Below are 16,760 nucleotides of genomic sequence, written 5' to 3'. Positions count from 1 at the left end.
ATCATCCATTTCACACCTCTAATGTCTGCTTTTCAATTTCTGCAATAATGTTCTTTAAGAGATAGGCCTTACTAGTAAAGAAACTAGCTTCCTCAATATTAGGAGGGAAAAGACAATCTTCATCTTTCAGTTCTGCTAGATATTGATTCGCGAAAAGAAGACCCCCACCAACAATGATCATCTGCCCCACATTTGTGTCGACGAAATAACGGATGATTTTATCTTTTACTTCTTCTGCATACTCCTGTGTATATTTTTCAACTATTTTCGTGATGTCGCCCGTTTTAGATTGCCAAGTTGCTTTATATACTGGAGTATATTTAGGCTTCATAATCATCTTTTCAATTTCAGGCTTTATAAATTTTCTCATGAATTCTTCACGTGTAAATGAAATTTTAGGTGTTTTGCCCACTCTTTCAAAACGCGCTCGTATGCTGTCAAACTCTTTAAGGTCCGCCGCCTCTTTCATGATAGCATCGATATATTTATTAGTACCGATTGAATAATTTGTGGATTTGGTTGAGTTTAGACCGTTTTCATCATACAAGGCTAAATCCAATGTTCCAGCTCCTAAATCCGCTATCGCAAACTCATGATGAATTTGCGATGAAAATTCAGTTTCCACCACTTCGCCGTCTACAAGGTCGAAAGCCAATGCCAAGTAGCTTGTTACCCCTTCAACGTTAAGCTGGACATCAGATATATTGATCGTTATGGTCTTCCCTTTATACGGCCCTTTTACAGCTGTAATTTCATGCGTCCCTTTATATAGGTTGATTTTTTCTGCAGACGCTTGTTTCGCTTCTTCGATCGGAAGCCCAAAGCTTAAAGGAACTTCAACTATATCTCCTTTACCAGATTTCCATGCAGCTAAAGCTAATCCAGCTAACGTTGTCACAACGTGAATTTCATTTCCAAGTTTATCTCTAGCCTCACTGTTTGTTTCTCTTAAATTATCTTTATTATTCGTAGCGATTTGAGCGTACTCTCCTACTGTGTAATAGGCATTTGTTCGATTCTTAGGCAAGGCATTACTTTTGATATGTAAATGAAGAATCATATCATCAGGAAACAATTTATCCCGACTTTCATCTGGCATATCTTCCGCTGTTGTTTCCGCATTCTCCCCTATGATGCTCGCTATATTTAGAGAAACAACATTTCCTTTTTGATCGATATACGTAATTTTATTAGAAATATTCCCACTATCTACTCCTGCTATTAAATAATCCTTCTTAAATAAAAAATCAAGTTTTGTCACAGTCTTCCTCCTCTGGACTAATCTAGTCTAGTCTACTTTATTACCCAATATATCTATACCTGTTCGTAAAGTCAATGATTTTATAGCGATAAATTGACGTTATCGCTATTTTAACAATCATTACACTGATTTAAATTAACGATAAATTATCGTTAGCGTTAATCTGCGGTTTATTTACAACGCATTTTTAAAGTTAGTTCATCGCTAAGCTCATTTCACGAAATCTAGCTAGCGTTTATTTAACGTTAGCTAGATTTCGCTTTATCTAACTTGCTAGATAAAGCCTCTATTCAAATAAACTAGATTAGACTAGTCCAGTTTTTCGTTATATCAATAAACTAGTCTAATCTAGTTCATTGATATTTTGTTTCACACGATTACAGTTACAGTTGCTTAACCCTTCTATAATAGGTAAACTGTATTTAACGATAATTTAGCGCTTACCAATAGAGAATGCTTTATAGATAAAAATAAGATAAGGTTAATCTAGCGTTAAAAGGAGGGATTTCATGTCAGATAGATTCGATAGTAATAAAATTTATGTTAATGAAGCACTTCAATCCGATGCTTTATTTACTTCATTGCTTTTGGACAAAGAGTATAATTCGCAGCTATTCAATGAAGAGATTTTAACGTTGGATCCTAATTCGATGTATTCAACGACAGATTGTTCTGATAAATTTTTTCACATCGCTAATTCAACGCTAAGATATTATGTCAGAATGCTGGAAGGCTATTTGGAAATCTATGTAGAAGGCAGAAAGAAACGATTAACATTTCTTAGTGTTTTTAAAATCCATATGGTGTTATTGGCCATTGAAAGGGGCGAAACGATTTCTGATATACAAGTTAAGTTAGCGCTAAAATCGATCCCACAACACAATAGTGGGAATGCAAAAGGAAATAAATATAATGATGAGATTCTGGATCAATTATTTTCTGAATTTGAAAGAAGACAGAAAGTGATGATGAAAACCCATGCACTTCAAAATACGATTAGTCAAATCGAAGTGGAGCTATTGAAAGGGATTACATCAAAAGCCGATCGAGAAAGACAAATTGAAATCATAGAAGAAAAGATCAAAAATCATCGGTTATATCGAAAAATGGATCAACAAGCAGGTAATGTTTTACGAAAAAGTTTTGAGCTTAATAAAAAAACGGGTCTTTTCTCGCTTTTTTCAAAAAAATCAGCCTATGATCCACAACAAATCGAAACAGAGATACTAGTAGATGAAAAGCTCATTAAAGCTGATAATTTAGAAGTGGAACTCACTAAGGAAATTGATTTATTAAAGCAGGAAATTAGCGAAATTCAATCTGTTGTAATTGCTTTGGAAAAGAGGTTAGAAGTAGAGACCGCTCGTTTAACAAATGAAAGGGAATTACTTCTACATACCATTGAGGATTGATTGACATTTCCTATACCTAATTTTGTGCAGTTAGGAGAGATCACTAACTAAATTTTACCCTTTAAGCAGTTATTGTGTGGAAATTACCTGTGCCATGAAACTTAATTTAGAATCCATTTAGAAATAGATGTTTAATTCTTTAAAATGGGCTGGTGCTTTGCTGAACTATTGTTAAAAATAGGAATAGGTATCTTTTGTACATTGTGAATAAAGATAGTGTGAAGAGTAAAGTATACAAAAGACTTTACTCTTTTTGGATTGATATATAGTAAAGTATATAAAATTTAGAAACTTTAGCGTTTGATAGTTAATATTATCAAAGTTAGGATTTTCAATATTGTATGAGGAATAGGAAAATTTACTGAAAGGAATGAATAAAATCATTTTTTAAAACTATAAATTCTGATTTTCTACTTAAAAAACATTAATATATTGAATCACTATATAGAATGGTTTATATCGTAAAAATTAACTTTAGTAAAAAAAGTCATATTTAATAAAAAGTACATTTATAGTAAAAGATACAGTATTAATAAGCATTTTCAATGATGTAGTGCCAATCCTTTGTTAGAGAAAGGTTTAAGTCATTTAAGATGAATGAGAATAAGAGAGTTTCCACGTTTCCACAAATAAATTATTAAAAGATTCACAAATACACAAGTTTCTATTTAGATAAATTACAAATCCACAAGATAATATTTGCTATATCCACTAATTCACAAGTATATATTCGGAATGATTTGGGCATAAAAAAAGATCCCTCTTACAAATTATGTTAAATTTTGTAAGAGAAAACAGAGGAGAAGACTTTTATAAAAGGGAATATTTCTATATTTTATTTTTAGTTAATTCGAATAGCCCTGTGAATATCCATTTTTTCACAAGGCTAAGCTATTCTATTAAATTACACCATTCAGCTCTGGAATTTGGCCGGTTAAGGTATGCTCCCTGATTTTAGCATTTGATATCAAGCCATATGGAATATTGTTTAATGCACCAGGAAGATATTTTCTAAAGGCCATTCTGAAAAAGGCGCCGATTGAGTAAAAATGGAAGGACCCTTTTCGATCTTTTTCCGAATGAATATGAACGCCGATCTGATCTATTGTTTCTAAAAAGAAATTTTTTATGAATTGATCTCTGACGGTGAATTGCACCTCATCTTCATCCTTAAGATAATTTAATTTGTTGATCACTTCCTGTTTAAAGGAAATCATGACATCTATTTGGTCTCTTGGTTTATATTTAATTTGATGCCCATCGAAGAAATATGTAAGTTCTTTCGATAATTTTGCCATAAGTGGGTTCACATTGAATTCATCCGTACTTTCTTCGACGCATTCTGATTTCAAGGAAAAGGATACTTTTTTAATCCATATTTGTTGTTTACGGAACTCAATTCCTGTAAATTCAATAGAAAACAGAGCCTCTAAAACACTTAATGTTTTACGAACCCCTTTTGCATTTTTGTTTAGTTGTAGTTTGAGCGTTTTCATTGTCCGTTCTTGTTTTATTTTTTCAATCTCAGTTGTTTTGCTAAAGGACATGCCAGTACGGAACTGATTCAGCAAGGATAAAAGAAGCTCGATGCCTTCAGGGTTGGACGTACGTACAAATTCGGCTAATATATTTGTGTCAAAAAGAGCATGAGGGATGATCAGGTAATTGAGAACACCGCCATTATGTTCAGGTGTATTATATTTTTCAACATCTTTTAGGACCAAAACAGGCAAACCTTCGCAGATTTCCTCTTTGACAAAATGATGATCTTCCAAATAGCGTTTTCCTCCCCAAAGTGTGGAGTAAGAGATTCCTAGTTTCTTAGACCAGGAAGAAAGGTTGTATTCTTTCAGCATGCCACGTTGATTTTGTTCCACATGCATCTGCTTTAACATGGTTATATACACAACATAGGCAGAAGCAGGAGGGCGTTCAAATGATTGATCACGAATAAAACGGAATTCTTCTAAGATTGCTTGGTGCATTCTAAAACCTTCGATTCTTACTTTGGACTCTGTCATTTTTGGCCCTCCTTTCAACTATGATCTTAAATTGAATTATAGCAAATTGGAAAATGAGAAAACGAAGCCCTTTATTAGGGGATTTTAAAGTTGCACAATAGGAGCCAATCCCTTGCGCCACAAGGGGTTGAAAAAAGTTGGAATTTTTTTGTGTGAAAGGAAACGTCATTTTTTTTAGCGGTTTGTGCACAATGTGAAAGGAAACGTCATGAATGAGATTTTAAATAAATGAATAGAAACGTTGGTATATCAACGTTTCTATAAAAATCTGGATGTATAAATAAAACAAACGGATGAAATTTACACGGAATTATGTGCAAGTTACTGTGAGAGGAAACGTCATTATTTTTCGTTTTTAAACAAAAGGCGAGTATTAGTGCCCGATTTTTTGTTTCTATAAATGAAAACTGGGGATTCTCGAAAGGATACTCATAAAGGATGCTGATCTCCCTATTAACGTTTGGTGCACATTGTGAGAGGAAACGTCAAGTATGAGAAAAGTTGCACATATGAGGATCGGTGAAGCTTCAAGTGAAAGATGGCGCTATGAATAGTAGTTCAAACATTATTTCTACGCACCTTGTTGTGCACAATGTGAAAGGAAACGTCATGAATGAGAAAAGTTGCACATGTAGAAGAGAGCTTATTTTATCATCAAGGGTCAGTTATTGTGCTTAATGTGATAGGAAGCGTCAAAAGAGGATCGATATGATAATTCCCATAAATGCAGCGATAACATGATGTGCACATTGTGAGAGGAAACGTCAATCTACGAAAAGTTGCACATCTAACAAACTGTTAATAGTTGTATGTGTGAATAAGTTCGAATGGTGAGGATTATATTCAGAAATTGAATGTGCATATTGTGAAAGGAAACGTCAATCTACGAAAAGTTGCACTAGCTAATATTGCCAATGTTTAGTTCGAAAGAGTTGTATATGGAATAGAACGCTATATTTAATCATGTTGACAAACGCAACAATCCTCACTCATAATTATTTTAATGCTAGATTTGAAGGGGAATCGTTATGGGGTTTTTAGTGGGCGTTAAAGAAGCGGGAGAAATTTTAGGTTGGGATCGAAGAAAGGTTTCTACATATCATTTCCGTGGCGTATTGCCTAAACCACTAGTAAGTTTATCGAGTGGACCTATATGGCTTAGAAAACAGATTGAATCTTATAAAACTGGAAAAGAGTCTGGTGTAAAGATTTATTATATGGATAACCGAGTAATCTACGAATGTAAGCATGATCATACATTTATAGAAACTCACTATTCACCTGAAGACTTTCAGGAGCGTAAGGGAAAGTGTATCGTGTATAAGGAAAAAGACGTCCAACAACTGAAACAGGCCATTTTGGAAAAAAATCCGATTGCTCAGTTTCTATCGTTTGAAACTATTAGTTTTCTGTATGATTACGGCATGCTAGAAACAGATGTTTTTCATGACTATATTCAGCAATACTTATATGAATATATAGAGCCGATTAAAGAAGGGTGGGATGAAGAATAATGGTTAATATATTGCAAAAGAGAATTTTGAATGTGACGAACATCATTTTCCCAGATTATCCTCAACTGTTTGTTGAGTGGAATAGTGATATAAAGAACCTAATGGCAAGTGAAGAGAATTCTCAGCCATCTCAATCTTTAAAGGCGTTTTTTGTCATTATGGAACGGTTAGTAAGAGAACATGACTTGGAATTCGAAGGCATGGAACAATGGGCTTATGATTATTTAGAGGAAATTAGAAACTTTGTTCTTCCATACATACGAATTAACGATGAAGAAAATCCTTCTTATTCACTAAAATCCAGCAATAGAGAAGTGATCAATTCCATGTTAAATCAAAGTTTTGCCGAGTCAGGTTCTGCTTTATTGTTTCATAAGTTGAGGGAGACCATTAGCAAAAATGAATTTGACATTGCTACAGCCATTCCTACTGCTAGGATTTCAGAAAGAGCGCTAGAAGCGACGGCTCAAGTTAGGGCTGAGAATGACTCTTTGAAAATTAAATCCAATGCCGCGATTGAACAGTGGAAAAATCTAACTTCTCAAGCCATCACTTCGATGGATGATTTAACGGCAGATATTTTTGATATCGTCTCGATCCTATGGATGCAGCAGGCCACTCATAAAGACCAAATGATTCATTTTCACACGGATGATGCTTTGAATTTAAGAAGGTTGCAAGGGCGGAGCGAAGACCCTGACGGCTACCAAACCTCCTATCGAAAAAAAGAGCGTGATGACATTATGAAAAGGTTAGCAGCTCTCAGTACGATATGGATTAGGATTGAGAGAGAGAATTTACGATTCATCAATGAAGATCAAGGGAATTTTGAGGAAATCGGCCAAGTGCAGTTTAATCCGTTGTTTTTGGTGGATAGCGTAACGGTGGCTTACCGAGGAGACAGCCCGATAGGCATTTATGAATGTAGCATCCGACCAGGTGAATTGCTTGCCAATTTTCTGTACGGTTCTCAAAAGAGTAGTGGGTTACTGGCATTAAAGACACTCGAATACCATCCTACAAAGCAAAGGTATCATAAACGATTATCACGTTATCTATCCTGGCAATGGAGAATTCGCCAAAAGAGTGCAGACTATTTAAGAGCTTATTATATCGGTGGAGATAAAGGTTTGTTAAAAGTTATGGATTTAGACGTAAATCCCCGGTATGGTTCAAGAATCAAAGAGCAATTTGAAGAAATTCTAGACACCTTGCAACGAGATGGCATTATTAAGGGATGGAATTATAAAGATAAAAGGCTTGAGCACCAGATAGAGAGAGAACGTAACTGGTTTGCTACTACTTGGTTGAAAGCTCGTGTTCAAATCATTCCTCCCACCGATATTACAGGAATCGGAGACGACAGGGATTTATTGTTGATGGAAAGCGAAGACCATGACAGCGTGAATTTATCGACAATGTTGAAGGGCATGACAGAAAGAGAGACTGCAGTAACCATAGAAATGAATGAAAAAAAGCAGGTGACTCCTGAAACCGTCAATAAGGAAAGATTAGACCGAGGGTTAAGTATTTTAGAGGCAGCGAAGGAAATAGGTATTTCCCATAGTACCTTGTCTCGATACGAACGAAACTTGATTAAACGTCCTTATACAGGTAGTTTAGAGAAAATGAGGGAATGGCTACATGAAAAATAAGCATGTAACGGTGCTTATTTTTTTATCATTTTTAGGCGATAATACCCCTTCCTAAAGGAATGTGAAGGGAGGGGATGAATCACCATTGGGCAAGGATGGATTATCTTGGCTACCCGAGGAAGGAAGTGCTATTAGCCCCTGGTTAGAGTTCCTTAAACATTTGTACTCCACAATGATTTGCGGCTTTCTTTCCGTTCTATACATGCATATCGTTTGGGCTGAAATATTTATCATCTTCAGAGACCATGCATTTTGGGGGCAGTCTAGTTACTCGCTCCGTTTATAATTCGATGATGAGTTTTGGCAGTTCATAGATTCCATATTGTGAGCTTTGGCTGTTGGTCACGAGATAAAGGTATTATTCCTCTGGCAAGAGCCTCAGTACGAAACCGACCAGCCAAAATGGACTATGTATTTGTCTATATTTCGCTATGCTTACTCTCTCTTTTCCACAAGTTTTGTTCACGGTCGCACCTTGCATTCAACAAGAAATAAGCTTTTCGACTCTTTTATAAGTCTTTTTAATCAAAAAGTAGCACGCAAATAAATTTTTTTTACAGTGCTTACCTGTTGAGCGGTATGTCCCAAAAGGATCTGCCCCTTTGTATGAGTACCTATCATTAAAATGGCGTAACAGCTACAGCATAATTCTTTTCTCTTTCTTTTTATTATTCTACCCCCTAGTCTATTGATACCGTATCGATATCTGGAGCGAACTTTTTGGTAGTCATTCACTTGTGAGATTTTAGATGAAACAGGATGTTTTTTTGAACTATATCTGAGTTTCCATGTTTTTTAATTTGTTTAATAAAGTCTAAATAAAGGATCGTCAATAAATTCTCAATCGTTATATGTTCCTCTTTGAGGTGAGGGGAGAGGTCATGTAAGAAGATTTCACCTCTTAATATTTCAGATTCTTTGATTCGAATCGTGAGATGGGCTTCTTTTTCTTTTTCAGGTTTTGCCTCAATGATCTCTTCTTCAATGGATTCAAAAGAAAACACATGCTCCGTCAAGGCCTTCATGACTCGTTTTTCTGTTCTTTTCTTTCCTAAATATTCTGCTTTTCCTGAGAGGAGGAACCCTGCAACTTGCTTAAATTCCGTTCCTTTCTTGATTTGGGTTATGAAGTCCCGATAGAGTAGGTGAATCAAGACAGACAAATCGAAACCTAGTGGAACATCTTCGTACATATCGAGCATGTCTTCGATGAACACTTTCCCTCTTAAATAATCATAATATCCGATAACGAGGGTTAGGTATTTTCGATTGTGAAAGATATATTCAAAGAAACCTTTTGGAGAAGACGTTCCTGTTAATTTTTGCTGCAGAAGATTTAGGCTACTATAAGATTTTTTCAAGAGAACCACCCTTTTCAATCCAGAGTAAGACGCTTGCCATAATAAAAAATACGACCTTTCGTTCAGATACTTGTTTTTGAATGGCTAGACCATATGGACCGCCGATTCTCTGGTATTCCTGTTCCTTCAGCATCGTATGCATATACGTTTTAGTATCTTGATAGTGTAGGGTCCAATCCACTATTTCAGTGTGATGCAACCCAAACTGCAAAAGTGATGTATTAAAAACAGTTTGACTTAAGGCTTGTCCATCTTGAGTATGATAAATTCTATTCATTTGCTTACAGTAGGTACGCAGTTTCATCTGCATGACGGTTGTCACTGGAAATTTGATGTTATGGCCTTTATCTGAACGTGTTTGCCGCTTTCTCTTAAGTGGACGTTCCGATTCTTCTTTAGTTGAAATCCCTTTTTTTAACGGCTTGTCTTGAAACATTGGATTTATGCTTTCCACTTCCATCCTCCCTCTCGTACTTTTCGAATCTAGCTCATGGTCACTTTTCCACTTTTCCATACTTTATAAGATATATAGAGAAGAAGGGGAGATTTTAGACCTCTTTTGTATATTTTCCTAGAATAAGGGCATGATGGCTAATACGAATTGGCAGAAGAAAGGAAGGGAAGAAGATGGCGAAAAAGAAGAATGAGGATGTTACCAAACAGTTGAAAAAAGCAGTAAAAGAAGCAAAAAAAGCAGGTGTGAAATTGATTAAAGTAGCAGTGCGGTAAAAATTTAATATAAAAAAATGTTAAGGAAAGTCGTTTTGAACATAGACCTATAGTCATGTGATCATCAGCTAGTGTACATAAATAGTCTAATCTAGTTTAAATTAGATTAGACTAGATTAGTTTACGATTTTTCTATAAATTTTTATCTTAGTATGAAGATAAGTAGACATGCTAAAAGTGGATCTTCAAATATTTTGAAGTCATTTATTTGTCAGTGATGACTAGAATTTTTCCTCTTCTTCCACCTGCTTTTCCTATTTTTAGACTTATCCTATGGTCCCTTTTCCACTTTTCCATTTATATTGAGATCTAAAAAGGGTAGGGCCTTTCATTTCATCCAATCTTAGTGAGGAATCAATTGGTTCTACTTGATATAATTAAATAAATGATGGGTAATAAGAACTATTTACCAATATGCAATACAGTGATAATATACCTATTGGGCAAATTTTATGAAAGTAGAAGACGCAAAGCCACGGGCCTAAAACAATCAGTCGGTTGTCATGGTAGCCGGGTTGCCAAGAAAGATTCTTGATAATCATTTTATTTTTCAATCCCTTACTAATTTGCCTGAAAATTAGTTGAAAGAGGGAGTAAGATGTTTTTTCCTACTGTTTTTTCAAATGAAACAAATGATCGGCACCTTGTTAAAGACGAACATATTTGTGAATGTGGAGAAAAGTATAATGTTTTTTCTACTTTCACCAAAAACGATCTCAAGAAAATTAAATTCAAACATTATGAAGAAATCACTTGTTTGAAATGTAAAGCAATGCTCAATCAATATCCGTTCTCCTAACGCAGTTGATTGAGCTTCTCTTCGTTAGCCATTATCTCTTATTTGTTCGATTTATAGTGACATAAATCTCTTCAATAGTCCGCCCTCCCTTGATTTTACAGATTTACTGATATCTATCCTACAGTCACAACTGTATTTTCTATGGACCCTATGAAAATGTTTGACGATTTTTTTACGTAGTTTATTGAACACTAAGAAGATTCAGCAAACATAATAGAAATAGGAAAAGCCAACTTTTAGAAACCAATACGGGGTATTTATTATTATCCGAAAGAAGACTCCTTCTTCAATCGTGTGAAGGAGATCGCCTAACCGATAACTGATCAATAGATTGGTGGGTGTTCTTAAGAGTCCCCCATTTCAAATTTTCGTTAGAAAAGTAAGTAGTAGGTAGTTCAAGGAACCATCCAGCTTTTTAGCAGTCATGGGGGTCAAAATTATCTCGAAAAATATAAGCTTCAGAATAAAATGGAAAATGGTTCACATATTGTCTGGGGAACTGATGGAAATATGGTCCATAAAGAAGTGATGGACGGATATTATCAAAAAAGGAGAAAAGGGTACACTGGTTGAAATGAGAAATGAATGGCTGGGTTATCTTGCAACAGCTTTTAGTCAATTTGCATCATTGTGGATAGTAAATTATGAGTGGAATCTAACATAAACCCACTGTCCATATAAATTGAATGGTGTGTTTGTTATGAATAGACTTCGATATTTATACGTTTTTAAATAATTGAGCATTGAGCTGCAGTTGTTTTCAGTGGAAAAATTACAAATATTGAATACTTATATTTTCTTCATTTAACAAGCTAATTTGTTCGTCATGTTTTCCATGCGCACTTAAAGGTTATATGTGAAGAACTGTTAAAATCAACTCCGAGAATAATGTCAAGACTCATTTTCCCGCTTTTAAATCTTGTTGCAAACGAAGAATGATACGTATTATACTCAATTGTATCAATAGATGTGGAAGATAAGGAAGGGGAATACATGGTCAAGGATCAGCACATTTTGTCTTTAATTAAAGAAAACCCATTTATTTCTCAACAAGAACTTTCAGCAAAACTAGGACTTTCGAGATCAGCGGTGGCTGGATACATCTCCACTTTAACAAAAAAAGGAGAAATACTTGGACGTGCTTACATCGTACGGGAAGAGTCACGAATTACTTGTATCGGTGGAGCCAACATAGATCGGAAGTCACAAACTTTGAAGCCAATTCAGTATGGTACCTCCAACCCTGCAACGATTAGACAGTCTTGTGGGGGGATTTCTCGAAATGTGGCAGAGAACTTAGGCAGGCTAGGCTGCCGAGTGTCATTGATCACCTTAATTGGAGATGATCAAGAAGGAAAATGGCTTTTGGAAGAAACAAAGCGTTATGGAGTAGATGTTAGCCAATGTTTGGCAATAAGTATGGAGAAAACAGGGAGTTATACCTCGATTCTTACTGATACGGGTGAAAAGATTCTTGCTGTAGCTGATATGCAGATCTATGACCAGTTCAGCATTGAATTTATTGAAGCGCGGTGGTCGCATCTGGCATCCTCTCATATCATATTTGCGGACTCCAATCTTCCAGAAGAAACGTTGACCTATCTTATTAAAAGATGCGAAAAAGAGCAACTGACTTTATGGGTGAATCCCGTTTCAGCACCAAAGGCGTTGCGACTGCCCTTTAATTTACGCGGCATCGATTTACTGATTGCGAATCGTGAAGAAGCAGCTGCATTGTCCCAAGTGGAGATTGTCACGATTGAAGACTGTAAAAAAGCAAGTGAGAAAATACTACAAAGGGGCGTTAAGCAAGTTCTTGTCACGTTGGACAGGCAGGGTGTATTTTGGTCAGCTTATGATGGAAAACAAGAGCATCTATTACCAATACAAACTAGTATTTTGGATCGTGCTGGAGTAGAGGAATCGTTAATAGGCGGTGTTCTATTTGGCATGAGTCATGATGAATCCTTTGAACAAGCAGTCCGTTTAGGTATGGCAGCTTCAGCTATCACATTGCAAACTTGGGACACAAATGCGGATTTGACAGCAGATCAACTATATTCGCTTGTTGAAAATAGCTTTCATAATGATCAAACCCCTTGATTCACTATATCAAGGTGATTTTATTGTTTGATTTTTTGTAGAAGATTAGAAAAAAGTGAAGTGAAAGAATCAAAAATAAGCCGATATTTCCTTATGTCAAGGGAAGTGTCGGCTTTTTTGTACATAAAAAAAATGGAAAGATAGCGTTTACTAACAAATGTCCGTATGATAAACTTTTGTTTTCTAAGAATTGAGGTATTACTTAGATAGATTTACTTAAGAAATGAAAGGGGAGAAAATCAATGAAAAAGAGCTATTTGTATCCTTTGTTGGTAGTTACGGGGGCTTGTAGTTATGGCATCGTTTCAACCATCATAAAGCTGGCAATGCGTGAGGGGTTTTCAGCCTCGGAAGCAGTTACGAGTCAATTTGTGATTGGTTTTGCTATCGCTGTTTGTATATTTATTAGTCAAGGGAAAAAAGTAAATCTAAAAGGGATGAAAAGTATTATTCCCGCGGGTATTTTAACAGGGCTAACTAATATTTTATACGGTACGTCCTTGAACTATTTACCTGCTTCATTGGCAGTTGTTCTTCTGTTTCAATTTACATGGATAGGTATGTTCATCTCGTGTATTGCAAGCCGGAAATTTCCTAGTCGGATGGAGGCTTTTTCTCTCATTTTATTATTTGTCGGAACGATACCAGCAGCTGGATTAGTGGATGTCGATTTATCTAAGATTCCAATCCAAGGTTGGTTGTGGGGGTTAGGAGCAGCCCTTTGTTATTCACTATTCTTATTTTTTAATGGAAAATCCAATGCAAAGATGACGACTTCTAATCGTTTAGTATTAGTTTCATTCTTTGCCTTGATCACAACATCCGTCTTTCAATCTCCACAAATCATTTGGGATGGGACGTTGTTTAGTGAAGGGCTTTGGCTGTTTGGGTTGGCTTTGGGTCTATTTGGAATGGTTGTTCCAGTCTTCTTATTTAGTATTGCTATTCCTAAAGTCGGATTAGGAGTTTCATCGATATTAAGCGCTGTAGAATTGCCAATCGCTATGATCGTATCCGTTCTTTTACTAAATGAGACGGTTACATTCATGCAAATAGTCGGAGTAGTCATCATTCTTGTTGGGATATGTGCACCTACTTTAAGTGAAAATGTCCGGTTGGAAAAAACTAAAAGTGAAAAGAAAACTATTTTAAACTAATTTTAAAAAGATATTGACAATTCATTTTGTAAACGTATACTAAACATATGTTTATAAAATAAACAATTGTTTTTAGAGGGAGGTGTTGAGCTTGACGAATGCTTTTCATGAAGAAAAACAAAAATCCCCAATCATCTGTATAGGGGGAGCGAATGTTGATAAGAAATTATATATCAAAAATGAAAAGGTTAACCAAACGTCTAATCCAGTACAATCCTCAAGGACAGTTGGTGGGGTAGCAAGAAATATTGCTGAGAATTTAGGACGTTTAGGCGAAGAAGTGGTTTTGTTATCAGTAAGAGGCGATGACCCAGATTGGCAAGATATTTACACATTATCTTCCCCTTTTATGAATTTAAATCATGTCGTGAAGTTGGCAAATTCGTCAACCGGTTCCTACACAGCCGTTTTAGATAAGCGTGGAGATTTATCCATTGCTTTAGCAGATATGGACATTTTTGATCATCTTACACCTGAGCTACTTTTACAAAACACAGATATTCTGATTGAAGCAAAATGTATTTTAGTGGATTTGAATTGTCCCGGAGAAACCATTGAATTTCTTTGTGACTTCACAACTATACACAATATTCCATTAGTTATTATCCCTGTTTCATCGCCAAAAATGAATAGGCTTCCAAAATCCTTGAGTGCAGTGAATTGGCTCATTGTAAACAAAGATGAAACAGAAACGTATATGAATATCAAAATCAACGATAAGAAAGATTGGGAAAACTCGGTAATGAGTTGGTTGGAGTTAGGGGTAAAAAATGTGATTGTAACGAACGGATCAGAAGGTGTCATGGCAGGGGGTGAAAATGGAGAACTTCATTACTACCCAGCGGTCGAAACACCTATGGTTACGGATGTTACAGGTGCAGGAGATTCCTTCTGTTCAGGGGTCATTTATTCCTGGTTACAAAAGAAAGAATTAGATTACATTATCAACTCCGGTTTGGTTAATGCCCATAAAACGATTATGTCAAAGTATACAGTTAGACAAGAATTATCAAAAAAACAATTTATCTTAGATATGGAGGCAATTTAAATGAAAAACTATATTGAATTATCACAAGAGGTACAACAAGCAAAAGCAGAAGGAAAAGCAATCGTTGCATTAGAGTCTACTATTATTTCTCACGGTATGCCGTATCCACAAAACGTAAAAATGGCTCGTGAAGTTGAACAAATTGTTCGTGATAACGGTGCTGTTCCAGCAACTATTGCCATCATTGATGGAAAAATTAAAATTGGTTTAACAGATGAGGAATTAGAATTATTCGGAAAAAGTTCAGGTGTTGCTAAAGTATCAAGACGTGACTTAGCTCATATTGTTGCTACAAAACAACTTGGTGCTACGACTGTTGCAACAACAATGATTTGCGCAGATTTAGCAGACATCAAAATCTTTGTAACTGGTGGTATTGGTGGAGTTCATAAAGGTGCAGAAACGACGATGGACATCTCTGCTGACCTTGATGAATTAGCTCAAACGGATGTAGCTGTCATTTGTGCTGGAGCTAAATCAATCCTAGATTTAGGACTTACTCTTGAATACCTTGAAACAAAAGGGGTTCCTGTAATTGGATATGAAACAGAAGTTTTACCAGCATTCTACACAAGAAGTAGTGAACATAAATTAAATATCTCTACGGATTCAATCGACGTAATTGCAGAAACATTAAAAACGAAATGGGAATTAAACCTTAATGGTGGAGCAGTAATCGCTAACCCAATTCCTAAAGAACATGCTATGGATGAAGACTATATCAATGGAATAATTGCTCAAGCAATCAAAGAAGCAGAAGAAAACAACATTATTGGTAAAGATAGTACACCATTCTTGCTTGGAAAAATAAAAGATTTAACGAACGGTACAAGCCTTGTGGCCAATATTGAATTAGTAAAACACAATGCTAAAGTAGGAAGCCAAATTGCAGTTAGCTTCAACAACAAAACGAATTTAGTACTAAACTAAGTTCGTAACTAAACTCAACTTCTATAAAGTTCAATGACGTAGTTTATTATAAACACTAGTCTTTATAGAAGTTGTTTTTTGGACGATATTGAAAACGTTTCCATTTTAAAGGGGAGGCTACGTATGAATTTTATTTTCTTAATCACAGGAATTTTACTTGTTTTTGGTATTGGTTTTTTAGTCAGCAATAATAGAAAACAAATAAAATATAAACGTATTCTAATTATGCTTGCAGTGCAAATCATGGCCGTTTACTTCATGATGAATACGAGTATAGGGTTAATTGCTATTACTAAAGTAGGCGTATTTTTTGAAAAATTAATGAAGATTGCTCAATCAGGTATTGAATTTGTATTTGGTGGTATGCTGAATGATGGTGCATTTTCGTTTTTCCTTGCCGTGTTATTACCGCTTGTTTTCATATCCGTTTTAATAGGGATATTAAATTATATCAAAATATTACCATTTATTATCAAATATTTGGGCCTAATTTTAAGCAAAATAACGGGAATGGGGAAACTGGAAAGTTATTTTGCTATATCTACAGCTGCTCTTGGACAACCAGAAGTGTTCTTAACGATTATTAAACAAATTCCGCTTCTATCTCCAAAAAGACTTTATACGATTTGTACGTCAGCAATGAGTGCAATCAGTATGGCGATGGTTGGGTCTTATATGACGATGTTAGAGCCAAAATATGTGGTAACCGCTGTTGTATTGAATATTTTTAGTGCACTAATCGTGGCGAATATTATTAATCCATATGATTT

Annotated in this window: 12 protein-coding genes and 1 riboswitch; of the genes, 8 read left to right on the top strand and 4 right to left on the bottom strand. The window is 35.5% G+C overall.

All coding sequences use genetic code 11. The features are described 5' to 3' along the window. Window positions 1–10 precede the first annotated feature (10 nt). A complete protein-coding gene (locus V179_RS0103665) occupies window positions 11–1,261 on the bottom strand; it encodes a ParM/StbA family protein (protein WP_028390328.1) in 1,251 nt (416 codons plus the stop codon). Between the two features lie 509 nt (window positions 1,262–1,770). Here V179_RS0103665 and V179_RS0103660 point away from each other — a divergent pair. Further along, entirely contained in the window at window positions 1,771–2,673 is a 903-nt protein-coding gene (locus V179_RS0103660; protein WP_028390327.1) for a hypothetical protein, read from the top strand. Between the two features lie 899 nt (window positions 2,674–3,572). Here V179_RS0103660 and V179_RS0103655 read toward each other — a convergent pair. Continuing rightward, window positions 3,573–4,694: a hypothetical protein gene (locus V179_RS0103655; protein WP_034300491.1), complete on the bottom strand. Its 1,122-nt coding sequence runs from the start codon at window positions 4,692–4,694 to the stop codon at window positions 3,573–3,575. 1,028 nt (window positions 4,695–5,722) lie between these two features. On the opposite strand from V179_RS0103655, the gene V179_RS0103645 reads away from it, so the two are divergent. Together V179_RS0103645 and V179_RS0103640 are read left to right on the top strand one after the other, a co-directional pair. Continuing rightward, on the top strand, window positions 5,723–6,208 hold the full coding sequence (locus V179_RS0103645) for a hypothetical protein (protein ID WP_028390325.1): 486 nt from the start codon (window positions 5,723–5,725) through the stop codon (window positions 6,206–6,208). Beyond that, complete coding sequence (locus V179_RS0103640) at window positions 6,208–7,863, top strand: helix-turn-helix domain-containing protein (RefSeq protein WP_028390324.1); 1,656 nt, start codon at window positions 6,208–6,210, stop codon at window positions 7,861–7,863. The genes V179_RS0103645 and V179_RS0103640 overlap by 1 nt, the downstream gene beginning before the upstream one ends. Window positions 7,864–8,594: 731 nt before the next feature. On the opposite strand, the gene V179_RS0103635 is transcribed toward V179_RS0103640, so the two are convergent. After that, window positions 8,595–9,224 carry a hypothetical protein gene (locus V179_RS0103635; protein ID WP_028390323.1) on the bottom strand — a complete coding sequence of 210 codons (630 nt, stop codon included), beginning with the start codon at window positions 9,222–9,224 and terminating at the stop codon, window positions 8,595–8,597. Continuing rightward, a complete protein-coding gene (locus V179_RS0103630; RefSeq protein ID WP_028390322.1) occupies window positions 9,208–9,678 on the bottom strand; it encodes a hypothetical protein in 471 nt (156 codons plus the stop codon). The genes V179_RS0103635 and V179_RS0103630 overlap by 17 nt, the downstream gene beginning before the upstream one ends. 707 nt (window positions 9,679–10,385) lie before the next feature. Further along, window positions 10,386–10,476, top strand: a riboswitch (cyclic di-GMP riboswitch). Window positions 10,477–11,745: 1,269 nt separating this feature from the next. Between V179_RS0103630 and V179_RS0103615 the strand changes: the two genes are divergently transcribed. The 5 genes from V179_RS0103615 to V179_RS0103595 all read left to right on the top strand — a co-directional run. Beyond that, window positions 11,746–12,855, top strand: a complete 1,110-nt coding sequence (locus tag V179_RS0103615) for a carbohydrate kinase (protein WP_028390320.1) — start codon at window positions 11,746–11,748, stop codon at window positions 12,853–12,855. A gap of 242 nt (window positions 12,856–13,097) precedes the next feature. Beyond that, window positions 13,098–14,012, top strand: coding sequence for an EamA family transporter (locus tag V179_RS0103610; protein WP_028390319.1), 915 nt, complete (start codon window positions 13,098–13,100; stop codon window positions 14,010–14,012). Window positions 14,013–14,103: 91 nt separating this feature from the next. Then, on the top strand, window positions 14,104–15,060 hold the full coding sequence (locus V179_RS26980) for a carbohydrate kinase family protein (RefSeq protein WP_051404822.1): 957 nt from the start codon (window positions 14,104–14,106) through the stop codon (window positions 15,058–15,060). After that, window positions 15,061–15,990 (top strand): pseudouridine-5'-phosphate glycosidase, encoded by a 930-nt coding sequence (locus V179_RS0103600; RefSeq protein WP_028390318.1) that lies wholly within the window; start codon window positions 15,061–15,063, stop codon window positions 15,988–15,990. A gap of 123 nt (window positions 15,991–16,113) precedes the next feature. After that, window positions 16,114–16,760: Na+ dependent nucleoside transporter N-terminal domain-containing protein (locus V179_RS0103595; protein WP_028390317.1), on the top strand; the 647-nt coding region annotated here is incomplete at its 3' end.

Source organism: Bacillus cihuensis (assembly GCF_000504145.1).
Taxonomy (GTDB): Bacteria; Bacillota; Bacilli; order Bacillales; family DSM-1321; genus Peribacillus; species Peribacillus huizhouensis.
Note: the sequence above shows the minus strand (reverse complement) of the source record. Positions and strands in the feature narration are given on the sequence as shown.